Genomic DNA, 22,009 nt, shown 5'->3' with positions numbered 1-22,009 from the left:
AGAAATTCGGCCAATGTCGAGGCATGACCGCCGGCTATCGGCCTGACACCTCCGCACGTGCGTGGCGCCTATGCTTGATCGAGCTGCTGCCGAGTACTCGGCGTGGAACCCCGGCCTCGAGGCCGACCTGCCCAGGCGCTACCGGCCCCTGGAGACCATTCATCGCACGGCCAACGTCTCTTCCGACCTGGCCGAGATCCCCGAGCTGCGGGTGCTCACCGGGCTCGAGGAGGAGGAGCTGGTCGCGTTCCGCGCCGAGCGCCTGGTGCTGCACGAGCTGATCGTGCGGGTCACCGCCGACATCCTGGTGCACGAGGGCGAGCAGGAAGAGGTGCTGGGGCACAACTTCCGCCGCATCGTGCTCAAGATCCTGGCCGACTACCTCACTCCCCAGCTGCCGGCGTTCCAGCAGGCATTCGACCGACTCTGCGCGTCGATACGGGGCAGGGCGGAGGAGATCCTGGCGGAGGCTTTCGCCCCGGAACCGGAGGCGGGTGATCCCGAACCCGTCTCCTTGCTGGCGCGTTGGCTGGGCAGGCGGCCTGCCCAGCCGCGGCCACCGGATCGCCGCTCGCTGGAGGAGCGCCACCACGATGCCATCCAGGCCATCAAGCAGAGGGGGCTGGCGGCCCAGGATGAGCTGGAGCAGGCCGTCTACAAGAGCGCCTATCGGGTGCTGAGTTCGATTGCCGCGGCCCAGGGCCATATCGGGATGGACCGCGAGGTGCTGGCGCGCTTGATCACCCGGCATGCCGGCAACGACTACGGCAGCCGCTTGATTGGCCAGCTGGTGGCACCGCACGTCGAGCGGGCCATCGAGCAGGAGGGCTACGATCGGGTGCCGCTTGCCGACGAGCCGATCCTGGTCAGCCTCAAGGGCGCCTCGGCGGCCGGCAAGAGCTCCCTGCGCCACCTGCTGAGACATACGCTGCAGGACCTGGGCCTGCCACCGGATCGGTACGGCACCATCACTCCCGATATCTGGCGCCGCCTGCTGCTCGACTATGAGGCGCTAGGGGAAGCCTACAAGTATGCCGGCCGCCTGGCGGGCAAGGAGGTCAAGCTGATCGATGCCAAGCTCGATCGCTACATCCGCGACAAGGCGCAGCGGGATCGCACCATTCCCCATCTGCTGATCGACCGCTTTCGCTTCGACAGCTTCTCGTCGGAGACGGTGCCGCAATTGCTGGATGGCACCTATGCCAAGTATGTCTCCACCATGCACATGTACTTCGTCATCACCCCGCCGGAGGCCACGGTGGAGCGGGGCTGGCAGCGGGGGCTGGAGCGCGGGCGCTACAAGGCGGTGTCGGACTTCCTGGGACACTGCGTGGAGGCCTACGACGGCATGCCCAGGGTGTTCTTCAAGTGGCTGGAAAGCCCGCGACCGCGCTTCAAGTACGTGTTTCTCGACAACAGCGTGCCCAGGCATACCCCGCCCGAGGTCATCGCCCACGGCACCCGTGAGGTACTCCACATCCTGGACCCGCTGGGCCTGGTCGACATCGAGCGCTACAAGAAGATCAACACCGCGGCGACGTGCCCGGCGGAGGTCTATCCCGGCGGCGACGTGCTTGCGGTGGCCAACAACTGCACCTTCCTCAAGCAGTGCCTCGCCAGGGTACCGGAGGTCCGCTTCGTCGACGCCACGAGCGGCAAGACGTACCTGCGCGCCGGCTCGGGCCGTTTCGCGGTGGAGGACGCCGAATTGCTGCAGGCCAGGCGCCAGGAGGCGGAACTCGCCGAGCTGTTTGCCGCGCTGGGGGTGCCGGATTGACGGGCCCTAATCGGCCATCCCGGCGGGCGCGTCGAAGCTCTCGACCAGCGCGATCAGGTTGTCGAGCGCCGGCGAGTCGTTGTCCGGTCGCCAGGCGAACCAAAGCGGCATGGCGCAGGCGTCGAGCTCCGGCAGGCTCACGAAACGAATGCCGGGCATGGGGTGGCAGCTGCTGGCCGCCGGCAGGATGGCGATGCCCAGCCCTGCGGCCACCATGCTGAGGATGGCGATATTGTCCGCGCCGTACTGCACGACCCGGGGGTGAAAGTCGAGGCGCTGGAAGTGGGCCTGGATGCGGTCGAAGTAGATCGGTGAGGCGCTGCGGAAGCCCCACACGAAGTCGGCATCGGCCAGCTCGGGGAGTGTTGCCGGCGGCTTGCGCGCCCAACGCGAGGCTTCCGGAACGGCGAGGATCAGGTGGTCGTGCTGCAGCAGGCGGGTCTCGAGCCCCGGCGGGCCGCTTTCATCGAGGTAGAGAATGCCGGCATCCAGGCTACCTTCCCGCAGCCGATCGAGCTGCGGCCCCGAGAGCAGCGGGAAGACCTCGAAGGCCACCTGTGGATAGCGGTCGCGATAGCGTCCTAGCAGTCCTGCCACCTCAGGCACCCACAGGTGCGTCACCGTCACGCCCAGGCTGACTTTGCCGATTACGCCCTGTCCAAGCGCAGAGAGGCGCGCCCTGAGCCGAGTGCGCCGGTCGAGCAGTTCCTGCGCTTCCTCGTAGAGTGCCTGGCCGGCTACCGTCAGGCGCATGCCCCGGGCATGGCGATCGAATAGGCGCGTCTCGAGATCTTCCTCCAGCAGACGGATCTGGCGGGTCAGCGCAGGTTGGGCGACATGCACCCGGCGGCTCGCCGCCGAAATCGAGCCTTCTTCCACCACGGCGACGAAATAATGGAGCTGACGGAATTCCATGGGCGGGCTCCAGTAAGCTCATACCAAAACGATATGGCTGGGATTCACTATCGATATTTTTTCTATCGCTTGGCCTGGCCCATAGTCAAGGTACAACCCATAACAAGACTCGCTGCGGCGAGCTGGACGATCCCATGACCAAGACCTACCAACGCCTGACGGGCCTGCACTTCTCATTGTGTACCCTGGCCATGATCTGGCCCGGCGCCCTGATTGCCAATCGCATCGAGCCCACCGTGCTGGGGCTTCCTTTCCTGTTCTTCTGGTATGCCCTGTGGATGCTGGTGCTGTTCGCCGGCATGTGGGTGGCTTTCGTGGTGCGCCATGGAGGGAACCGCCATGACTGATTCCCTGATCGTGGTCGGTATCACCCTGGCCTATCTCGCCATGGTGCTGTGGGTGGGGCTGCGGGCGCGCGGCCAGTCGGATTCCAGCCTGGAGGGCTACGTGGCCGGCGGTCGACACGTCGGCGTGGTGATCCTGTTCTTCATCCTCGGGGCCGAGATCTTTTCCGCCTTTGCCTTCCTCGGCGCGCCGGGCTGGGCCTACCAGCACGGTTCGCCGGCCTTCTACATCCTCGCCTACCTGGCGCTGATTCCGATCACCATATGGGCGCTGGGGCCGCGGGTGGCGGAGCTCGGCCGTGAAAAGGGCTACCTGACCCAGGGTGACATGATCGCCGACCACTACCGGAGCAAGTCGCTGGGCATGCTCGCAGGGGGGATCGGCGTTCTGGCCCTGGTGCCCTACCTGACCATCCAGATCGCCGGGGCCGGCCTTCTGTTCCAGGCCGCCACCGGCGGACTGATCCCCTTCTGGCTCGGCGCCCTGCTGGCCTTCGTGGTAGTGGCGGCCTACGTGTTCTGCAGCGGTCTGAGCGGCATCGGTTGGACCAACCTGGTTCAGGGCATCATGATGATCGCCATCGCCTGGTTCCTGGGGCTGGCGATTCCGGAGCGCCTCTATGGCGGGGTGGGTGAGATGTTTGCCCAGCTACAGCAGGCGGCGCCGGAGTACCTCACCATGCCGGGGGCCACCGGTATGCACTGGGGCTATTTCAGCACGGCGGTGCTGGTGAGCGCCTTCGGTGGTGCCATGTGGCCGCATTTGTTCATGAAGTTCTATTCCGCCGACAGCGGCCGGACGCTGCGCAAGGTCAGCGTCTTCTACCCGCTCTACGCCTACCTGCTGGTGCCTCTTCTGTTCATCGGCTTCGCCGGCATCCTGGTGTTTGCCGACGAGCCGTTGACACGTGCCGACACCGTGCTGCTGCGTATGGTCATCGACGTGGCCGACTTCTCGCCCTGGGTCATCGGCCTGATGCTCTCCGGCGCGCTGGCGGCGGCGATGTCCACCGGTGCCAATCTGGCGCATACCGCCGCCATCGTGCTGGTGCGCGACGTGCTGGGGCCCACCGTGATGAAACATGCCAGCGAGCACACCACGGTGAGCGTGACGCGCTGGAGCGTGCTGGGCCTGTCGCTGGTGGCCTACCTGTTCGCTCTGGCCAATCCCGCCTCGCTGGTGCTGCTGCTGCTCGGCGCCTACGGGCTGATCGTGCAGCTCTTCCCGATGGTCATCGGCGCGCTGTTCCTGCCGAGCCTGCGCCGTGCCAGCGTGATGGCCGGCGCCCTGGCGGGAAGCGTGGCCTACCTGCTGATGGAGTTCGCCTGGAGCTCGCCGCTGGGCTGGCATGCCGGCGTCTGGGCCATGCTGCTCAACGTGGGCGTGGTGGCGGCATGGCAGGGGCTCGGCCACGCCTCGCGCAATGGCCACCCAGTGTCCAGCACCCCCAGTCACTAACCGCCAGGAGGCCATGATGACGACGTTAACCCCCGATCGAGATCTCAAGGGCGCCGTGCGCGCCCAGGTGGAGGCCGGCTTCGAGGAGTTCCAGGCGCTCTATCGGCAGTTGCATCAGTACCCAGAACTGCCTTTCCAGGAGCACCGCACCGGCGAGCGACTCGCGACCGCCCTCGAGGGGCTGGGCTATGAAGTGACGCGTGGTGTCGGCGGCACCGGCGTGGTGGCGCTGCTGCGCAACGGTGAGGGGCCCACCGTGATGCTGCGTGGCGACATGGACGCACTGCCCATCCGGGAGGAGACTGGACTGGAGTTCGCCAGCCGGGAAACCGCCACCACGGAGGGGGGCGATGCCGTCCCGCTGATGCACGCCTGCGGCCATGACCTGCACAGCAGCTGCCTGGTCGGTGCCGCCGGCGTGATGGCGGCGCTCAGGGAGCACTGGCGCGGTACCCTGATGCTGGTCTGCCAGCCCGCCGAGGAGATCTTTGGCGGCGCCAGGGCCATGCTCGACGACGGCCTTTATGCGCGCTTCGCCCGCCCCGACGTGATCCTGGGGCAGCACAACATGCCGGCCCTGGCGGGAACGGTCGGGCATATCACCGGCAGCGCCATGGCGGCGTGCACCAACCTGGCGGTGACCCTGCACGGCGCCGGCGGCCACGGTTCCATGCCCGCCCAGACGGTGGACCCGGTGGTGATCGCCGCCCACGTGGTGACCCGCCTGCAGACCATCGTCGCCCGCGAGGTGCCGCCCGAGGAGACGGTGGTGGTCACGGTCGGCAAGCTGCATGCCGGCACCCAGGCCAACATCATCCCGCACTCCGCGGAGCTCGAGATCAATATCCGCAGCTTTGATGACGCCCTGCACCGCCAGGTGGTAGCCGCCATCGAGCGCATCGTGCGCGCCGAGTGCGAGGCCGGGCGCTCGCCGCAGCCGCCGACGTTCCGCGTGCTCAACGAGACCATCGCCATGCACAACGACCCGACGGCGGTGGCCCATGTACGCCAGGCCCATGCGCAACACTTCGGCGAAGCGTGCCTCTATGTGATGCCGCGTCTGAACGGCAGCGAGGACTTCCCGCTCTTCGGCAATGCCGACGCCGGCGGATTCGGCGGCGGCGACATCCCTTACGTTTACTGGTTCATCGGCGCCACGCCGGAGGATCGCTGGCAATCGACACCGGGGACCAGCGTGGGGGAGAAGATGCGCCACCTGGAGATGCCTCACTCGCCCTACTACTTTCCCGGCAACGGGAAAACCCTCAGGACCGGGATCGAGGCCATGGTGGCAGGCGCACTTTCCTACTTGGGAGACTGAGTTACCAGCCAGTCAGTAGGCGTCGCGACACCATGGGCCCGCACTCGGCGAGCCCATGGTGTGTGGCTGTGAGATGGCGCCCTGTCCCGCTCAAAGCACCCCCTTGGCCTTGGCGGTATGCGTGGCGATGGCATCCATCAGCGGCGGCGAGAGGCAGTCGTAGGGCGGCAGGCCCAGCTCCTGCAGCCGCGCACGGACGTTGCCCATGTTCTCCGGGTCGGCGCCGGACTCGATGATCGACGAGACGAAGGCGGCGAACTCGGGGCCGGCCCAGCCCTCGTCGTAGGAGAGCTCGGTGTGAATGAAGTCGAGCCCGTGGAAAGGATGCCCGGTGTTCTCGATACGGCCGTACATGTGTACGCCGCACTCCTTGCAGGCATGACGCTGGATGGCGGCGGCCGGATCGACCACTTCGAGCTTCTCCTCGTGAGCGGTGACCCGCAGCTTGTCGCGGGGCACTACGGCCACCATCGAGAACAGCGCGCCTTCGGGCTTCCAGCACTTGGTGCAGCCGCACACATGGTTGTGGGCACACTGGGCGTCGACCGTCACCTCGACCTGATTGCTGCTGCAGTGGCAGTAGAGCTTGCCGCCGGTGAAACTCTCGCTGCCGCGCTTGACGCCGTCGTCGACGGCGGGATGGATGTGAACGCTGTGGTGGCTCATGGTGGATCGACTCCCCTGTGTCGTCGTTGTCGAGGGGCTTGCTGCCGCGGGAGGCGGCGTACGGGATGCGCTCGTTGCCGAGGTGGTTCTCGTTCCACTGCCAGACGCGGCCTTCGGTGGGGCGGGCTTGCCGCCGAACCAGCGCTGGATCATGTCCATCAGGCTCATGAGTGCCTCCTTGCCCTTGGGCATTGTTATCATTGGCACAGCTTGGGACGTGTATCGCTCCTCTCCTGGCTTCTGACGCCTGCGCCTTGGCACGGCGCCGGGCGCCTATCAATAATGAAGCACCGTACGAATGCTCTTGCCCGCATGCAGCAGTTCGAACGCCTCGTTGATCTGCTCGAACGGCATGTCGTGGGTGATGAACTCGTCGATCTTGATCTCGCCGTCCATGTAGCGCTGCACGTAGCCGGGCAGCTCGCTGCGCCCCTTCACCCCGCCGAACGCCGAGCCGCGCCACACCCGGCCCGTCACCAGCTGGAACGGCCGCGTCGAGATCTCCTCGCCGGCCCCGGCCACGCCGATGATCACCGACTCGCCCCAGCCCTTGTGGCAGCACTCCAGCGCCGAGCGCATCACGTTGACGTTGCCGATGCACTCGAAGGAGTAGTCGACCCCGCCGTCGGTCAGGTCGACGATCACCTGCTGGATCGGGTCGGCGTGCTCCTTGGGATTGACGAAGTCGGTGGCGCCGAACTGCTTGGCCAGCGCGAACTTGTCCGGGTTGACGTCGATGGCGATGATGCGGCTGGCCTTGGCCATCTGGGCGCCCTGGATCACCGCCAGGCCGATGGCGCCGAGGCCGAACACGGCGACGGTGGAACCCGGCTCGACCTTGGCGGTGTTGAGCACCGCGCCGATGCCGGTGGTCACCCCGCAGCCGAGCAGGCAGATCTTGTCCAGCGGTGCCTCCTTGGAGACCTTGGCCAGCGAGACCTCGGGCAGCACGGTGTACTCGCTGAAGGTGGAGCAGCCCATGTAGTGGTGCAGCATCTGGCCGTCGAGCGAGAAGCGCGAGGTGCCGTCGGGCATCAGCCCCTGGCCCTGGGTGGCGCGCACCGCCTGGCACAGGTTGGTCTTGCCCGAGCGGCAGAACTTGCACTCGCCGCACTCGGCGGTGTAGAGCGGGATGACGTGATCGCCGGGCTGGACGCTGGTGACACCCGGCCCCACCGCCTCGACGATGCCGGCCCCCTCGTGGCCCAGCACCGAGGGGAACAGCCCCTCCGGGTCGGCGCCCGACAGCGTGAAGGCATCGGTGTGGCAGACGCTGGTCGCGGCGATGCGCACCAGCACTTCCCCGGCCTTGGGATCCTGGACATCGATTTCGGTGAGTTCGAGCGGCTGGCCCGCGGCCATGGCAACGGCGGCGCGTGATTTCATGACGGGTCTCCCTGGGTTGTTGTCGTGGGCCGCATGAGGCCGTGAAAGGGTCGACGCTGCTGTCAGTCTAGGTGAGCCGGAACGAACGGATTGTGACGTGGCGACACAACAGAGTTGCCCATTGGCAACATTCGAGGGGAAGCGCCGGGCTCACTGGGGGGTGTGGAGCCACCAGCGCTGCACCAGGCGGCCCGCGGCGAGGTCGCTCGCCAGGGAGAGAAGCGCCTCGGCGGGGAGCGAGGCCAGCGCCTGCGCCTCGGCCTCCCAGGGCAGCGGCTGCCAAGGCAGCGGCGGAGGGCTCAGGGAGGCCTGGCGGCGCAGCGCCTGCCACAGCTGGGCGATGGCTTCGGCCTGCGTCTCGGGGCGGCCGGCGTGGGCGAGCAGGCCGCGCCTGCGACGCTCCATCTCCGCTGCGGTGAGGCGCGCCAGCGCCTCGCCCTGCCGGGTCAGGAAGTCGGCAATGGCCTGACGCAACGCACCCGGCTCGGTGTGCGGGGATTGCACCACGTAGCCCAGCCGCGGGAAGCCCGAGGCTTCGCGATAGCGCACCACTGCCACGTAACCCAGGCCGCGCTGCTGGCGCATCTCGTGATGGAAGGCGGCATCGTGGCACTGCGCCAGCAGGCGCAGCAGCCATCGGCTGCGCGGCGAGTCGTCGGGGCCGGCGACTTCCAGCATCGCGACGTGGTCGCCGCCCTGGGGCGGTAGCTGCAGGGTGTCGTCGCTCGCTTCTTGGGGCGACGGCTCGGCCGCCTCTGGCGGGCCCGCCGACAGACGTTCGGCGAGGCGGTGCATCATCGCCTCGGTCGCCCCGCTGTCGCCATGGCCGCTCAACCAGCCCAGCACCGGCATCGCGTCGGCGCGTGCCACCTGCAGCGTCGAGGCTTCGAGCAGGGTCAGCAGGCGCTGGGCCAGCAGGCCCGTGGGTTGATCGTCCGCGCGCGGGCTCGCCCGCTCCGGCCAGCAGGCCACGGCCAGCTCCACCAGGGCGTCGAGGCGCTCGGCCGTGCCCGTGGCGATCAGCCAGTCGCCGCGGACATCTCCCGCACAATGAATGCGCATGCCCTGGCTGGCGGCGGCCTGACGCAGCGGCAGAAGGTTCCGCCGCCACTGGGCCAGCCGGGCGGCCTGGTGCGCCGCGGGTGCGGGCCAGCCCAGGCAGAGGCTGGCCGCCGGGGCGTCCGCCAGGCGTATCGGCTCACCGCACCACAGGCTGAGCCGTTCGTCATGGCGCGGCCGGCGCGGGGCCGGGTCGCCGGTATCCGGGCCGAGCGGGCGCACGTTGAGCGCAGGCGGTGCCCGCCAGGGCAGCGGCGCGTTCTCGCTCGGCGGTGGTTGGATGCGCCAGGCGGTGCCGGTTTCCACCAGCGTCGACCAGCGGTGCGGTGTGGCGGGAGACTGCCACAGCAGCCGGCACTGCCCGGGCGCCAGCCAGGCCCGCGGCGGCTCGACAGGGGTGTCGGCCGCAGCGCGGGTGAGATCGTGGCCGGCAGCCAACTGGACGCCGTGCCGCCGGGGCCAGGCGTCGAGGTCCGCGGTCGCTGCGGGCGGGGTGGGCAGTGGTGTCGCCAGCGCGTGCTCCATCGCGCTGCGACAGGCGCTCAGCATCGCCTGCACCGACTCCAGGTCGGGCGCCGGCGCCAGGCGCAGGGCCAGTGCACGGCCCATCCCCTCCGGCGTGAGCGTGACCGCGAGTCGGTCGAGCTCGATGGCGGCCTGCAGGGTGGCGGCGAGGCGGCCGTCGGCCAGCCGGGCCGTCACGGCCGCGAGCCAGTCGGCATGGGCGGCCGTCTCCTCGGGCAGTGGCCAGATGAGTTCGAGCGACGAGGCGCCGGCCCTGGGCGCGGGGGTATGCCAGGCCACGCCGCCGGGCGGGCCCCAACGCCAGGCCCGCTGTGGCGGCGGCGTGTCGCCCGGCGGTAGCGCTGCGCCATGCCGCGTGAGCAGATCCAGCTGTGCTTCGAGCGGCAGCGGGCCCAGCATTACCAGCGCCATGCGCCCGGCATGGAAGTGGCGGCGGTGGAAGTCGGTGAGCCGGCCGACTAGTCGGGGCATGTCGTCGTCGAGGGTATCGCGATGGCCGGCGTGGCAGAGCCGGGCGGGATGCCCCTCGCGGCAGAGCCGGCCGAGGGCCGCCAGCCGGTGCAGCATCGGGTCGGCCAGCCGGGCGTGGAATTCGGCATCGATCACCGCCACCTCATGCGCGATGCGATCGGGATCGAAGCGTGGGCGGGCCAGCATGTCCACCAGTCGGGCCAGCCCCTCGTCGGCATCGCCGGGCGACAGGTGCAGGTGGATGTCGGTCGCGGTCTCGTCGGTGCGGGCGTTGTAGCGACCGCCGCGCTCGCCGATCCAGCCGGCCAGTTCGCCTGCCCGGGGAAACCCCGTCGAGCCCAGGAACAGGGCATGCTCGAGCAGGTGCGCCAGGCCGCGGCAGTCGTCGGGTTCGTCCAGATAGCCCACGTCCACCACACCCACCAGGCGCTGCTGGCGAGCGTCGGGCACTTCGGCGGCGGCGATCGCCAAGCCGTTGGCCAGGCGGGCCTCGTGCAGCCGGCTGCCCGGCGGCAGCCCCGCGCGCCGGGCAGCCTCGTCGTCGGGTATGGGGAATGGGGCGTTCATGCGCGGCAGAACACCCGTGACTCGTGCACGTTGCGCGGGGTCAGGCCGGTAACGGAGCGCTCGCCGGCCTCGGCCTGATGGCGGGCGGCCTCGATCCGGTGGTGCTCCGGCGACAGCGAACAGACCGGGTCGGTGGCGGCGGCGTCACCGGTGAGCAGGTAGGCCTGGCAGCGGCAGCCGCCGACGTCCCGGTGGCGCTCGTCGCAGCGGCGGCACGGCTCGCGCATCCAGCCATCGCCGCGGTAGCGGTTGAAGGCCTCGCTGTCGTACCAGATCTCGCGCAGCGGCCGCTCGCGCACGTTGGGAAAGGTCATCGGCAGTATCCGTGCGCTGTGGCACGGCAGCACCGCGCCGTCGGGCGCCACGGTCATGAAGATCGCCCCCCAGCCGCCCATGCACGCCTTGGGACGGTCGTTGTAGTAGTCGGGCACCACGAACAGCAGGCGCATGTCGCGCCCCTGCGCCGCCAGCCGCTCGCGCCAGCGCGCGGTGGTGGCCTCGGCCGTTTCGAGCTGCTCGCGGCTCGGCAGCAGCCCCTCGCGATTGAGCTGCGCCCAGCCGTACATCTGGCAGTTTGGCCAGCTCCACGCGTCGGCACCCAGCTCGTCGCACAGGGCGATGATGGCGTCGAGCTCGTCGATGTTGTGACGATGCAGCACCACGTTGAGCACCATCGGGTAACCGGCGGCCTTGACCGCGCGGGCCATGGCGAGTTTCCTGGCGTGGGCCTTGGGCGAGCCGGCCACCGCCGCGGCGACGTCCGGGTCGGAGGCCTGCAGGCTGATCTGGATATGGTCGAGGCCGGCCGCGTGCAGCGCCGCGATGCGCGCCTCGTCGAGCCCCAGCCCGGAGGTGATCAGGTTGGTATAGAAGCCGAGCCGGCGCGCCTCGGCCACCAGGGTCTCGAGGTCCTGGCGCACCAGCGGCTCGCCGCCGGAGAAGCCCATCTGCACCGCGCCCATGGCGCGGGCCTGGGCCAGCACGTCCAGCCACTCCTCGGTGGCGAGCTCCTCCTTCACCGCGGCGAAGTCGAGCGGATTGGAGCAGTAGGCGCACTGCAGCGGGCAGCGGTAGGTCAGCTCGGCGAGCAGCCACAGCGGGGCGCCGGTGGCACCGTTGACGGCAGCGGTGTGGGTACGGTCAGTCATGTTGGATCCACCCTTGTCGTGCGGCGTCGAGCAGGAAGTCGTGCACGTCCCGTTCGATCTCCGCGGCGGGGGCATCGGCAAACCGGGCCTGCAGGTTCGCCACCACGTCGGCCACGTCGCGCCGGCCGTCGAGCTGGGCCAGGATGGCCCCGGCGCTGTCGTTGAGCTGCACCATGCCCTCGGGATAGAGCAGCACGTGGCGGCCCTGGGCCTGTTCCCACTGCAGGCGCCAGCCGGGGCGCAGGCGATAGACGCTGGTCGAGTCGATCATAGCCATCAAAGCCCCCGGTGGTAAACGCGCTGGTCGGTCACGCTGTGATAGGGCGGGCGCCCGAGCTGGTAGGCCAGGGTCATGGCGTCGAGCATGCTCCACAGCACATCGAGCTTGAACTGCAGGATCTCCAGGGCGCGCTGCTGGGCGGCGGCGGTGGTGCACACCGCCAGCGCCACCTCCAGGCCATGATCGACGTCGCGTCGGGCCTCCTTGAGGCGCTTGCGGAAGTAGCCGTAACCGGCCTCGTCGATCCAGGGGTAGTGACCCGGCCAGGTGTCGAGCCGGCTCTGGTGCGCCTGGGGGGCGAACAGCTCGGTCAGCGACGAGATCGCCGCCTCCTGCCAGCTCGCCCGGCGCACGAAGTTGACGTAGGCGTCGACGGCGAAGCGCACGCCGGGCAGCACGTGCTCCTGGGCCCACAGTTCATCGCGGGTCAGCCCGACCGCCTCGCCCAGGGTCAGCCATGCCTCGATGCCGCCGGCGTCGTCATCGCGACCGTCGTGGTCGAGCAGGCGCTGGATCCAGCGGCGGCGGGTGGCGGCATCGGGGCAGTTGGCCAGCAGCGCGGCATCCTTCTGCGGGATCATCACCTGGTAGTAGAAGCGGTTGGCGACCCAGCCGCGGATCTGTTCCGGCGTGGCGCGCCCCTCGGCCATGTCGACCTGGTAGGGGTGATGGATGTGGTAGTAGGCCCCCTTGGCCAGCAGGGCGTCGCGGAAGGCCTCGGCAGAGAGGGGCGGGGGGGCGAGTTCGCTCGTCGAGGCAGCGAAAGGGGATGCGATGGAACTCATGAGGCGCTTCCTTCCCTTGCGTGGCGGAGTGATCGTTATCGTTGTGACGTCGGAGTCAGGGGTCGGTTCATATCTCCAGGCGCATGCCGTCGAAGGCGACCTCGATGCCGGTCTCATCCAGTACGGCCCGCTCCGGCGAACGCTCGTCGAGGAGCGGGTTGGTGTTGTTGATGTGGATCAGCACTCGGCGAGTCGACCGGGGCAGTTCCCCCAGCGCCTCCAGCAAGCCACCGCTGCCCGCCAGCGCCAGGTGGCCCATGTCGGTGCCGGTGGCCTGTCCCACGCCGGCACGGATCAGCTCGTCGTCGTGCCACAGGGTGCCGTCGACCAGTACGCAGTTGGCCTGGCGCAGGAAACCGCGCACCCGCTCGTCGAGCCGGCCGAGCCCGGGGGCGTAGAACAGCCGCGTGCCGCGCGCGCGGTCCTCGATCAGCAGGCCGATGTTGTCGCCCGGTGTGGGGGCGCCGCGGCGTGGCGAGTAGGGCGGTGCGTTGCTGGTCAGCGCCACGGCGGTAAAGGCTAGACCGGGGCAGGCCGGGACTTCGAACTCGGCCTCCTGATGGGCCTCGTCGATGGCGATGGGACGCCAGGCCAGGCCGCCCCAGTGCTCCAGCATGGTGAACAGAGGAAAGCCGCTGCTCAGGTCCTGGTGCACGTTGGGCGTGCACCACACGTCGAAGGGACAGCCCTCGCGCAGCGACAAGAGGCCGGTGGCGTGATCGATCTGGGCATCCACCAGCAGCACGCCGCTGATACCGCTGTCGCGGGGGATCCGGCGCGGATGGAGTTCAGGGTTGGCGGCCAGCTGGGCGCGGATGTCGGGCGAGGCGTTGCACAGCAGCCAGCGCTCGCCGTCGCTGCTGATGGCGATCGACGATTGGGTGCGGGGTGTCGCGTCGATGCGGCCCTCGCGCAGGCCGCGGCACAGCGAGCAGTTGCAGTTCCACTGGGGAAAGCCGCCGCCGGCGGCCGCGCCCAGAACCAGTACGTGCATGCAGGGCTCCGTTGCCGGTGTAAACGAACGACGGCTGACGCCCGAGGAGAGCGTCAGCCGGTCGATGCTGCCTCATGCCCTGAGTTCAGCGGTTGGAGATGTACAGCGTGACTTCGAAACCGAGACGGAGATCGGTATACGCAGGCTTGGTCCACATAGGAGCCCCTCCACATTGGGGTGGATTTGATGGCATGCACTTCCAGTAAAGCAGCGAACGGCGCGACTGCCTTTCGACCTAAGTCGAATAAGTCCGGACGGAAGGGCGACGGAAACCCTTTGAAACGCCGCTGCGATGCGGCTTACCTGGCGAAGCGAAGGGATTGTTGCCAAGAGGCAATAGTCTTTTGAGCTTTAAGCGATGCCCAAATTACGCCTTTTTCCCTGTGGCCGCGGAAAGTTGTGCTAGACCTTCACAGTGTCAATAGCTGAAACACAACGATACAAGATGTGCCGTTTCCCCAGGCACACCTTCAGTGAGACGGAGACCACGCCATGCTTAGGGAGACAGGTTATGCAATTGCGGCCATGGGGTTGATGGCCATATCGGTGGCGCACGCCAACCAGAATCAACTCGAACTCCAGCAGAACCCGGAGTACTGGGCGACCCAACTGGGCAACTATCAGGGCAATCGCTTCAGTGAGCTGGACCAGATCAACCGCGACAACGTTGATGAGTTGCGCGCGGTCTGGCAGTTCTCCACCGGGGTGTTGCGCGGCCACGAGGGTGGCCCCCTCTATGTCGGCGACGGCCGCCTGTACATACACACCCCCTTCCCCAACAAGATTTTCGCCCTCGACCTGGAGGACGAGGGCCGGGTGATCTGGAGCTACGAGCCGGACCAGGACTCCCGTGTCATACCGGTGATGTGCTGCGACACGGTCAACCGCGGGTTGGCCTACGCCGATGGCCGCCTGTTCCTCGGCCAGGCCGACAACACCCTGATCGCGCTGGATGCCGAGACCGGCGAGCTGCTGTGGGACGTCAGCAACGGCGACCACACCGTCGGCGAGACCAACACGATGTCGCCGCTGGTGGTGCACGACAAGGTGTTGATCGGTGTCAGCGGCGGCGAGTACGGCATCCGCGGCCACCTCACCGCCTACGACGTCGAGACCGGCGAGCAGGTGTGGCGCGGCTACTCCACCGGGCCGGACGACGAGGTGCTGATCGATCCCGAGACCACCACCATGCTGGGCGAGCCGATCGGCGAGGCCGACCTCGGCGTTTCCACCTGGCCCGAGGGCGAGTGGGAGCGCGGCGGCGGCGCGCCCTGGGGCTGGATCACCTACGACCCCGAGCTCGACCTGATCTACTACGGCACCGGCAACCCGGGGACCTGGAACCCCGAGCAGCGTACCAAGGACGGCGAGCCGGCCGACAACAAGTGGGCCATCACCGTGTTCGCTCGTGATCCCAACGACGGCTCGGTCAAGTGGGTCTATCAGAAGGTGCCCTTCGACGAGTGGGACTACGACGGGGTCAACGAGAACCAGCTGATCGACGTCGAGATCGAGGGCGAGCAGCGCAAGGGGCTGGCGATCATCGACCGCACCGGCTTCGGCTTCCTGCTCGACCGCGAGACCGGCGAGCTGCTGGTGGCGGAGAAGTTCGCGCCCGAGACCAACTGGGCCGACGACTACGACATGGAGACCGGCCGACCCAACGTCAACGAGCAGTACAGCACCTACCGCCAGGGGGTGAACGTCAACACCACCGACATCTGCCCCACCGCCATGGGGGCCAAGAACATGCAGCCGAGCGCCTACTCGCCGCGCACCGGGCTGATCTATGCCGGCATCAACCGCATCTGCATGAACTATGAGCCCTTCGAGGCCGAGTACGTGGCCGGCCAGCCCTACGTGGGCGCGACGCTGACCATGATGCCGGCGCCGACCCAGAACGGCAGCATGGAAGGGCGCATGGGCAGCTTCATCGCCTGGGATCCGGTCGCCGGCGAGACCGTGTGGGAGATCGATGAACGCTTCGCCGTGTGGAGCGGGGCGCTGGCTACCGCCGGTGACCTGGCCTTCTACGGCACGCTGGAAGGGCACGTGAAGGCCGTCGACATCGAGAGCGGCGAGGAGCTGTGGCGCTTCAAGACCCCCTCCGGGATCATCGGCAACGTCAACACCTTCATGCACGAAGGCAAGCAGTACGTGGCTGTGCTCTCGGGGGTCGGCGGTTGGGCCGGCATCGGCCTGGCGGCCGGTCTGGAGAACCCCGAGGACGGGCTCGGCGCGGTGAGTGCCTTCTCTGCGCTGGGTGACTACACCAAGCTCGGCGGTGTGCTGACGGTGTTCGCGCTACCGGATTGAGTCGGTACATGATCGGGCGGGTATGGCGCTGCCATACCTGCCCAACCTCGTCTTTCCGGCGTCGTCGCTTACGGCGCGTCCGCTGTAGAAGGAAGACCTGCATGACGCTATTCGCACGTGCCCGCCACGGTATTCTTCCCACGTTCGCCGCCCTGCTGACGCTGGGGCTGGTCCAGGCCGGCCTGGCCGAGGAGCATCGCGTCACCGGCGAGGCGCCCGGGGCCTTCGTCGTCGAGGACGGCAAGGTCGACCCCGACACCTACGAGGGCTACCTCATCTACACCCGGGTATGCATGGCCTGCCACGGGCCGGATGGCCTGGGCTCCTCCTTTGCGCCCAACCTTGTTCGCGCCGTGGAGCGGCGTGGCTGGGAGAATTTCGCCGGCACCATCGCCTCGGGGCGTGAGGTTCAGCCCGGCCAGGTGATGCCCTCCTTTGCCGACGATCCCAACGTCATGGGCAATATTCCAAAGATATTCAGCTACCTGCGCGCACGCGGCGAGGGCGGTCTGGGGCGAGGTCGCCCCGAGATCATCGAATCGATGCAGGAGCCGGACGCGAAGAGCGACGCAAACGGCGTGGCAGGGGAGCAAGAGGCCGAGGCCGCCGAGGAAGCGAACGCCGAGTGAACGGGGCTCCGTTCGCCGTGTCATTTCCGCCAGCGGAGGATGCATGAGAGCTGCCTGCCGTCAAAGCGTGCGTACCGCGATGCTGATCCTGGGCCTGGTCGCTGCCAGTACCGCCGTCGCCGAACCCCCGGAACGCCAGGAGCGCGAGGCCCTGCGGGTCTGTGCCGATGGCAACAATCTCCCCTTCAGCAACCAGGCCGGCGAGGGCTTCGAGAATCGTATCGCCGAGATGATGGCAGAAGACCTGGGGGTGCCCCTGACCTACGTCTGGGCGCCCCAGGTGATGGGTTTCGTGCGCAACACCCTGGAGCTGCGCGTCTGCGACCTGATCATGGGCACGCCGGCCGGCTACGAGTTCGTGCAGAACACCAACCCCTACTACCGCTCGGTGTACTCCCTGGTGGTGCCCGAGGATTCCGAGCTCGACGTCACCCGCCTGAGCGACCCGGCCTTCGAGGGGCGGCGCATCGGCGTGGTGGCCGAGACCCCGCCGGCGGTGCCGCTGCGCCGCAGCGGGGCGCGGATACAAGGTTACCCGTTGATGGTCGATACCCGGGTGCGCGCACCGGTGCGCGACGCCATCGAGGACGTCGTCAGCGGCCATACCGACGGTGCCGTGCTGTGGGGGCCGCTGGCCGGCTACTACGCGGCCCGGCAGGACCCGCCGCTCGAGGTCATTCCGCTGGTCGACGACGACACGGGTGCCCAGCTCGACTACCGCATCACCATGGGCGTCAGGCACGGCGAGCCCCACTGGAAGGACTGGATCAACGACTTCATTGACCGCCACCAGGCGGAGATCGACGCCATCCTCGCCGACTACGGGGTGCCGCTGCTCGACCGGCGTGGCCGATTGATCGAAGCTGGCCAGGGAGAGGGTTCATGAGGGGAGCGCATCGTGTGTCCCTGCTGTCGCTGGGCGTCGCCGTGGGCCTGGCCCTGGCGGGGGTGGCCCCGGTCGAGGCCCAGCGCGCCGCGGCGGGGCCGCCCGATTGGCCCTGCGTGCAGCGTCTGATTCCCGAGCTGGCCTGGGGCACTCTGTGGACCGGGCCATCGCCGGACGAGCTGGAGCAGGCCTGGTGGGAGGATGAGGAGGTCGGCCGGGTCGCGCGCTTCGCCACCTCGCGCTCGACTCCGGTGGACCAGGCGCTGGCGCGGGTACGTGAGTTCGTCGAAACGCTGGACGAGGAGGCCGCGAATGACGAGGAGGTGGAGCGGCGCCTGACGCTGCTCTTCGCCGGCCTGTTCGAGCTCACCAACCGTGAGCGTCGGCGCACCATCGAAGGGATTCGCCGTGCCTCCCGCGCCCAGCTCGCACGCCTGGAGGCGATCTCGGACATGGTCGACGAGCTGGAGCAGCGCCGTGCCGAGGAGAGGGCCGACGCAGCAGAGGCCGAGCGGCTCTCCGAGGCGCTGTTCTGGGAGCAGCGCACCTTCCAGCATCGCCAGCAGGCGCTGCCGGCCATGTGCGACCAGCCCTACCTGCTGGAAGAACGGCTGTCCCGCATGGTCCGGGAGATCATGGCGCACATGCCCGAGCCAGGTGGTGAGAACCCATGACAACGGCAGCAGCGCAGGCTGCCTGAGGAGCACGCATGAGCACATTACCGCGTTCCCTTCGCTGGCTGGCGCTGGGGGGGCTGGCCTGTGGCCTGGGTTGGCCGGCGCTGTTGGCGGCCGAGACGCTGGAGCCCATCGTCGTGGGCTACCTGGGCATGGAGCGCCCCGACGACCGGGAGCCGCTTTCGGTGCTCGACCCCGTGCTCGACGACGAAGGCGTGCAGGGCGCCCGCCTGGGGATCAGCGACAACAACGCCTCGGCGCAGTTCCTGGGGCAGGAGTTCGTGCTGCACGAGGCGGAAGTGGCCCAGGGCGGCGACGTCGGTGCGGCGCTGGAGGCGCTGGTCGAACAGGGCGTGGAGTGGATTGTCAGCGGCCTGCCCGGCGAAGCCGTGAGCGAGCTGATGGCACATCCCGCGCGCGGCGATCGGGTGGTGTTCAACGCCGGCTCGCCGGACGACGCGCTGCGCGGCGAGGCGTGTCATCCCGCGCTCTACCACACCACCCCCAGCCGGCGCATGCTGGCCGATGCCCTGGCCCAGTTCCTCGGCTTCAAGCGGTGGGATCGCTGGGCGCTGGTCTACGGCAACACCGAGGAGGATCGGATCCTGGCCGAGGCGCTGCGCGCCGCCGCCGAGCGCTACGGCCACCGCATCGTGGGCGATCGGCAGTGGCCTTACGACCCCATGGCGCGCCGCGCCGAAGGGGGCTTTCATGCCATCCAGCGCGAGATCCCGGTGTTCGTGCAGGAGCTGCCCGAACACGACGTGCTGGTGATCGCCGACGAGACCGACTATTTCGGCGAGTACTTCCCCTACCAGACCTGGCTGCCGCGGCCGGTGGTCGGCACCCAGGGGCTGATCGCCACGCCCTGGCACCGCGCCCACGAGTCCTGGGGAGCGGTGCAGCTGCAGCGCCGTTTCGAGGAGCACGCCGAGCGCTGGATGACGCCGCGCGACTTTGGCGCCTGGCTGGCGGTGCGTTCGCTGGGCGAGGCGGCGGCGCGCACCGGTTCCGTCGAGCGCCAGGCGATCCTCGACTACCTGCTCGGCGAGGAGTTCGAGCTGGCCGGCTACCTGGGCCTGCCGGTCAGCTATCGCCGATGGAACCACCAGCTTCGTCAGCCGATCCTGATCACCGGGCCGCGCATGGTGGCCTCGGTGTCGCCGCAGGAAGGCTACCTGCATTCACGCACGCCGCTCGATTCGCTGGGCGCCGACGAGGGGGAATCGACATGCCGCTTCTGAATCGCCGCGAAACGAGGCTCGAGCATGGCCTGCTCGGGCTGGTCCTGGGGGCGCTGACGCTGTTGCCCGCGAGTGCCCAGGCGGAGCGGATCTTCGTCTCCAACGAGAAGGACAACACCGTCTCGGTGATCGACGGCGACTCCCTGGAAGTCGTGGAAACCATCCGCGTCGGCCGCCGTCCCCGCGCCATGGCCTTCAGCAGCGACGGCAGCGAGCTGTTCGTGGCGGTGGGCGACGACGAATCCATCGACATGATCGACCTCGAGACGCTGCAGGTGGTGCGCAGCCAATCCGCGGGCGACGATCCGGAGGTGATCCGCGTCGACCCCAACCGCCCCCACGTCTACGTCTCCAACGAGGACGACAACATCGTCTCGGTGCTCGACTACCAGCGGCGCACCCTGGTCACCGAGATCCCGGTGGGAGTCGAGCCGGAGGGGCTTGGCATCAGCCCCGACGGGCGCTGGCTGATCTCCACCAGCGAGACCTCCAACATGGCGCACATCATCGACCTCGAGGCTATGGAGGCGGTACATCATCGCCTGGTGGGGGCTCGGCCGCGGCATGCCGAGTTCACTCACGATGGCCGCAAGGCCTGGGTCTCGTCGGAGATTGCCGGCACCGTCTCCATCCTCGACATGGAGGAGAGCTTCGATGTCGAGCACGTGATCCGCTTCGACGTGCCCGGGGTGCCGCGGGAAACCGTGCAGGCGGTAGGCGTCGCGCTGACCTCCGACGGGCGCTATGCCTTCGTCGCCCTGGGGCCCTCCAACCGGGTGGCGGTGATCGATCAGCAGAGCTACGAGGTGCTCGACTACCTTCTGGTCGGCCAGCGGGTCTGGCACCTGGCGCTCAACGGCGACGAGAGCCGGCTCTACACCACCAACGGCGTCAGCGGCGACGTCACCATGATCGAGGTGGACGGCCTGCGGGCGGTCAAGTCGATCCCGGTGGGACGCTTCCCCTGGGGTGTGATCGTCGAGCCGTGAGCGACGCCAACGTTCGGCATGGCGAAGCGGTGCCTGCCCTGGAGATCCGCCAGCTGAGCTTTGCCTACGGCGACAGGCGGGTGCTCGATGATGTCTCCCTGAGCGTCGAGGCCGGGGAGTTCGTCGTGCTGCTCGGCCCCAATGGCGCCGGCAAGACCACGCTGTTCTCGCTGATCACGCGGCTGCACGACCGCCGCCAGGGCGAGATCCGCATCGGTGGCTACGACGTGCGTCGCCAGGCGGTGCAGGCCCACGCCCGCATCGGCGTGGTGTTTCAGCAGCCGACCCTGGATCTCGATCTCAGCGTGGCGCAGAACCTCGCCTACCATGGCGCCCTGCACGGCATGGGGCGGCGCGAGGCGAAGGCCCGGGCGCTGGCGCAGCTCGAGCGCGTAGGCCTCGACGATCAGCGGCGCACGCGGGTGCGGCGCCTCTCCGGCGGCCAGCGGCGGCGGGTGGAGATCGCCCGTGGCCTGATGCACGGGCCGCGCCTGCTGCTGCTCGACGAGCCTACCGTGGGGCTCGACATCGCCTCGCGCCGCGAGCTGGTCGAGCATGCCCATCGGCTGTGCGCCGAGGAGGGCGTGGCGGTGCTGTGGGCCACCCATCTGATCGACGAGGTACGCCCCGGTGACCGGGTCGTGGTGCTGCACCGCGGGAAGCTGCTGGCCGACGAGCGCACCGAGGCGCTCACCGCCCGGCTCGGCGTCGAGACCCTGGGCGAAGCCTTCGATCTGCTGGTCGGGGACGAGGAGGCCGCATGCAAGTGATGCCCTGGCTGCACTGCCTGCGCGGCGTGGTGGGGCGCGAGCTGCTGCGCTTCCTGCACCAGCGCAGCCGTTTCCTGGCCGCGCTGGTGCGGCCGCTGGTGTGGCTGTTCGTGTTCGCCACCGGCTTTCGCATGGCGCTGGGTGTCGCCATGACCGAGCCCTACCAGACCTACATCCTCTACGAGGTCTACATCGTGCCGGGGCTGGTGGGCATGATCCAGCTGTTCAACGGCATGCAGAGCTCGCTGTCCATGGTCTATGACCGCGAGATGGGCAGCATGCGGGTGCTGCTGGTCAGCCCCTTCCCGCGCTGGTACCTGCTGCTGTGCAAGCTCCTGGCCAGCACCCTGGTCTCGGTGGTGCAGGTCTACGTGTTCCTCGCCATCGCCTGGGCCTACGGCATCCAGGCGCCCCCGCTGGGCTACCTCTACGTGCTGCCAGCGCTGCTGGTGACGGGGTTCATGGTCGGTGCGCTGGGGCTGCTGCTCTCTTCCCTCATCCGCCAGCTGGAGAACTTCGCCGGGGTGATGAACTTCGTCATCTTCCCGCTGTTCTTCCTCTCCTCGGCGCTCTATCCGCTGTGGCGCATCCGTGAGGGCAGCTACCTGGTCTACCAGATCGCCGCGCTCAACCCCTTCACCCATGCCGTGGAGATGATCCGCTTCGCCATGTACCAGCGCTTCAACGCCGAGGCGGTGACGATCAGCGTGGCGGTGGCGGCGCTGCTGCTGGCGCTGGCGATTCTCGGCTATAACCCTTCCCGGGGACTGCTGGCACGCAAGGGGGGCGGCGGCGACTGAG

At 68.5% G+C, this 22,009-nt stretch carries 21 protein-coding genes; 12 read left to right on the top strand and 9 right to left on the bottom strand.

From position 1 onward, the window contains the following. The first annotated feature begins 70 nt into the window (after positions 1-70). Positions 71-1,777 carry a hypothetical protein gene (locus tag HNO51_RS18765; protein WP_209538058.1) on the top strand — a complete coding sequence of 569 codons (1,707 nt, stop codon included), beginning with the start codon at positions 71-73 and terminating at the stop codon, positions 1,775-1,777. A gap of 6 nt (positions 1,778-1,783) precedes the next feature. Here HNO51_RS18765 and HNO51_RS18760 read toward each other — a convergent pair whose 3' ends face one another. Then, positions 1,784-2,692 (bottom strand): LysR family transcriptional regulator, encoded by a 909-nt coding sequence (locus HNO51_RS18760; protein ID WP_209538057.1) that lies wholly within the window; start codon positions 2,690-2,692, stop codon positions 1,784-1,786. A gap of 134 nt (positions 2,693-2,826) precedes the next feature. Between HNO51_RS18760 and HNO51_RS18755 the strand changes: the two genes are divergently transcribed. From HNO51_RS18755 to HNO51_RS18745, 3 genes are read left to right on the top strand one after another with little or no spacing between them, the layout of a single operon-like run. After that, complete coding sequence (locus HNO51_RS18755; RefSeq protein WP_197448690.1) at positions 2,827-3,039, top strand: hypothetical protein; 213 nt, start codon at positions 2,827-2,829, stop codon at positions 3,037-3,039. Then, a complete protein-coding gene (locus HNO51_RS18750) occupies positions 3,032-4,495 on the top strand; it encodes a sodium:solute symporter family protein (protein ID WP_197448689.1) in 1,464 nt (487 codons plus the stop codon). The genes HNO51_RS18755 and HNO51_RS18750 overlap by 8 nt, the downstream gene beginning before the upstream one ends. A gap of 16 nt (positions 4,496-4,511) precedes the next feature. Then, a complete protein-coding gene (locus HNO51_RS18745) occupies positions 4,512-5,816 on the top strand; it encodes an amidohydrolase (RefSeq protein ID WP_197448688.1) in 1,305 nt (434 codons plus the stop codon). Between the two features lie 90 nt (positions 5,817-5,906). On the opposite strand, the gene gfa is transcribed toward HNO51_RS18745, so the two are convergent. The 8 genes from gfa to pqqA all read right to left on the bottom strand — a co-directional run bounded on the left by gfa (position 5,907) and on the right by pqqA (position 13,854). Beyond that, positions 5,907-6,482 (bottom strand): S-(hydroxymethyl)glutathione synthase, encoded by a 576-nt coding sequence (gene gfa / locus HNO51_RS18740; RefSeq protein WP_197448687.1) that lies wholly within the window; start codon positions 6,480-6,482, stop codon positions 5,907-5,909. A gap of 276 nt (positions 6,483-6,758) precedes the next feature. After that, positions 6,759-7,868 carry an S-(hydroxymethyl)glutathione dehydrogenase/class III alcohol dehydrogenase gene (locus HNO51_RS18735; protein ID WP_197448686.1) on the bottom strand — a complete coding sequence of 370 codons (1,110 nt, stop codon included), beginning with the start codon at positions 7,866-7,868 and terminating at the stop codon, positions 6,759-6,761. Positions 7,869-8,018: 150 nt separating this feature from the next. Then, positions 8,019-10,490, bottom strand: a complete 2,472-nt coding sequence (locus tag HNO51_RS18730; protein WP_209538056.1) for an insulinase family protein — start codon at positions 10,488-10,490, stop codon at positions 8,019-8,021. Further along, positions 10,487-11,638 carry a pyrroloquinoline quinone biosynthesis protein PqqE gene (gene pqqE, locus HNO51_RS18725; protein WP_209538055.1) on the bottom strand — a complete coding sequence of 384 codons (1,152 nt, stop codon included), beginning with the start codon at positions 11,636-11,638 and terminating at the stop codon, positions 10,487-10,489. Before pqqE ends, HNO51_RS18730 begins: the two co-directional genes overlap by 4 nt. Next, complete coding sequence (gene pqqD, locus HNO51_RS18720) at positions 11,631-11,915, bottom strand: pyrroloquinoline quinone biosynthesis peptide chaperone PqqD (RefSeq protein WP_197448683.1); 285 nt, start codon at positions 11,913-11,915, stop codon at positions 11,631-11,633. Before pqqD ends, pqqE begins: the two co-directional genes overlap by 8 nt. After that, positions 11,915-12,703: a pyrroloquinoline-quinone synthase PqqC gene (pqqC, locus tag HNO51_RS18715; RefSeq protein WP_197448682.1), complete on the bottom strand. Its 789-nt coding sequence runs from the start codon at positions 12,701-12,703 to the stop codon at positions 11,915-11,917. The genes pqqD and pqqC overlap by 1 nt, the downstream gene beginning before the upstream one ends. 67 nt (positions 12,704-12,770) lie before the next feature. Next, the gene (gene pqqB, locus HNO51_RS18710; protein ID WP_197448681.1) at positions 12,771-13,697 is read right to left on the bottom strand and encodes a pyrroloquinoline quinone biosynthesis protein PqqB; all 927 of its coding nucleotides are present in this window, start codon (positions 13,695-13,697) and stop codon (positions 12,771-12,773) included. An 85-nt stretch (positions 13,698-13,782) separates the two neighbouring features. Further along, positions 13,783-13,854: a pyrroloquinoline quinone precursor peptide PqqA gene (pqqA, locus tag HNO51_RS18705; protein ID WP_081786101.1), complete on the bottom strand. Its 72-nt coding sequence runs from the start codon at positions 13,852-13,854 to the stop codon at positions 13,783-13,785. Between the two features lie 335 nt (positions 13,855-14,189). Here pqqA and HNO51_RS18700 point away from each other — a divergent pair, with 335 nt between their 5' ends. From HNO51_RS18700 to HNO51_RS18665, 8 genes are all read left to right on the top strand, one after another. Continuing rightward, positions 14,190-16,013 (top strand): methanol/ethanol family PQQ-dependent dehydrogenase, encoded by a 1,824-nt coding sequence (locus HNO51_RS18700; RefSeq protein ID WP_197448680.1) that lies wholly within the window; start codon positions 14,190-14,192, stop codon positions 16,011-16,013. 101 nt (positions 16,014-16,114) lie between these two features. Next, positions 16,115-16,642: a c-type cytochrome gene (locus HNO51_RS18695; protein ID WP_197448679.1), complete on the top strand. Its 528-nt coding sequence runs from the start codon at positions 16,115-16,117 to the stop codon at positions 16,640-16,642. A gap of 43 nt (positions 16,643-16,685) precedes the next feature. Next, on the top strand, positions 16,686-17,528 hold the full coding sequence (locus HNO51_RS18690) for a substrate-binding domain-containing protein (RefSeq protein WP_197448678.1): 843 nt from the start codon (positions 16,686-16,688) through the stop codon (positions 17,526-17,528). Then, positions 17,525-18,202, top strand: a complete 678-nt coding sequence (locus HNO51_RS18685) for a hypothetical protein (RefSeq protein ID WP_209538054.1) — start codon at positions 17,525-17,527, stop codon at positions 18,200-18,202. The genes HNO51_RS18690 and HNO51_RS18685 overlap by 4 nt, the downstream gene beginning before the upstream one ends. Before the next feature lie 35 nt (positions 18,203-18,237). Then, positions 18,238-19,449 (top strand): ABC transporter substrate-binding protein, encoded by a 1,212-nt coding sequence (locus HNO51_RS18680; RefSeq protein ID WP_197448676.1) that lies wholly within the window; start codon positions 18,238-18,240, stop codon positions 19,447-19,449. Further along, positions 19,437-20,438, top strand: a complete 1,002-nt coding sequence (locus HNO51_RS18675) for a PQQ-dependent catabolism-associated beta-propeller protein (RefSeq protein WP_197448675.1) — start codon at positions 19,437-19,439, stop codon at positions 20,436-20,438. Before HNO51_RS18680 ends, HNO51_RS18675 begins: the two co-directional genes overlap by 13 nt. Further along, complete coding sequence (locus HNO51_RS18670) at positions 20,435-21,208, top strand: ABC transporter ATP-binding protein (RefSeq protein WP_242597152.1); 774 nt, start codon at positions 20,435-20,437, stop codon at positions 21,206-21,208. The genes HNO51_RS18675 and HNO51_RS18670 overlap by 4 nt, the downstream gene beginning before the upstream one ends. Next, the gene (locus HNO51_RS18665; RefSeq protein WP_330932874.1) at positions 21,199-22,008 is read left to right on the top strand and encodes an ABC transporter permease; all 810 of its coding nucleotides are present in this window, start codon (positions 21,199-21,201) and stop codon (positions 22,006-22,008) included. Before HNO51_RS18670 ends, HNO51_RS18665 begins: the two co-directional genes overlap by 10 nt. Position 22,009: the final 1 nt, after the last annotated feature.

Source organism: Billgrantia sulfidoxydans (assembly GCF_017868775.1).
In the GTDB taxonomy this organism is placed as follows: domain Bacteria; phylum Pseudomonadota; class Gammaproteobacteria; order Pseudomonadales; family Halomonadaceae; genus Halomonas; species Halomonas sulfidoxydans.
Note: the sequence above shows the minus strand (reverse complement) of the source record. Positions and strands in the feature narration are given on the sequence as shown.

Coding starts and splice junctions, on each gene's coding strand:
- HNO51_RS18765 (WP_209538058.1), top strand. CDS start 71: ATGCTTGATCGAGCTGCTGCCGAGTACTCGGCGTGGAACCCCGGCCTC.
- HNO51_RS18760 (WP_209538057.1), bottom strand. CDS start 2,692: ATGGAATTCCGTCAGCTCCATTATTTCGTCGCCGTGGTGGAAGAAGGC.
- HNO51_RS18755 (WP_197448690.1), top strand. CDS start 2,827: ATGACCAAGACCTACCAACGCCTGACGGGCCTGCACTTCTCATTGTGT.
- HNO51_RS18750 (WP_197448689.1), top strand. CDS start 3,032: ATGACTGATTCCCTGATCGTGGTCGGTATCACCCTGGCCTATCTCGCC.
- HNO51_RS18745 (WP_197448688.1), top strand. CDS start 4,512: ATGACGACGTTAACCCCCGATCGAGATCTCAAGGGCGCCGTGCGCGCC.
- gfa (WP_197448687.1), bottom strand. CDS start 6,482: ATGAGCCACCACAGCGTTCACATCCATCCCGCCGTCGACGACGGCGTC.
- HNO51_RS18735 (WP_197448686.1), bottom strand. CDS start 7,868: ATGAAATCACGCGCCGCCGTTGCCATGGCCGCGGGCCAGCCGCTCGAA.
- HNO51_RS18730 (WP_209538056.1), bottom strand. CDS start 10,490: ATGAACGCCCCATTCCCCATACCCGACGACGAGGCTGCCCGGCGCGCG.
- pqqE (WP_209538055.1), bottom strand. CDS start 11,638: ATGACTGACCGTACCCACACCGCTGCCGTCAACGGTGCCACCGGCGCC.
- pqqD (WP_197448683.1), bottom strand. CDS start 11,915: ATGGCTATGATCGACTCGACCAGCGTCTATCGCCTGCGCCCCGGCTGG.
- pqqC (WP_197448682.1), bottom strand. CDS start 12,703: ATGAGTTCCATCGCATCCCCTTTCGCTGCCTCGACGAGCGAACTCGCC.
- pqqB (WP_197448681.1), bottom strand. CDS start 13,697: ATGCACGTACTGGTTCTGGGCGCGGCCGCCGGCGGCGGCTTTCCCCAG.
- HNO51_RS18700 (WP_197448680.1), top strand. CDS start 14,190: ATGCTTAGGGAGACAGGTTATGCAATTGCGGCCATGGGGTTGATGGCC.
- HNO51_RS18695 (WP_197448679.1), top strand. CDS start 16,115: ATGACGCTATTCGCACGTGCCCGCCACGGTATTCTTCCCACGTTCGCC.
- HNO51_RS18690 (WP_197448678.1), top strand. CDS start 16,686: ATGAGAGCTGCCTGCCGTCAAAGCGTGCGTACCGCGATGCTGATCCTG.
- HNO51_RS18685 (WP_209538054.1), top strand. CDS start 17,525: ATGAGGGGAGCGCATCGTGTGTCCCTGCTGTCGCTGGGCGTCGCCGTG.
- HNO51_RS18680 (WP_197448676.1), top strand. CDS start 18,238: ATGAGCACATTACCGCGTTCCCTTCGCTGGCTGGCGCTGGGGGGGCTG.
- HNO51_RS18675 (WP_197448675.1), top strand. CDS start 19,437: ATGCCGCTTCTGAATCGCCGCGAAACGAGGCTCGAGCATGGCCTGCTC.
- HNO51_RS18665 (WP_330932874.1), top strand. CDS start 21,199: ATGCAAGTGATGCCCTGGCTGCACTGCCTGCGCGGCGTGGTGGGGCGC.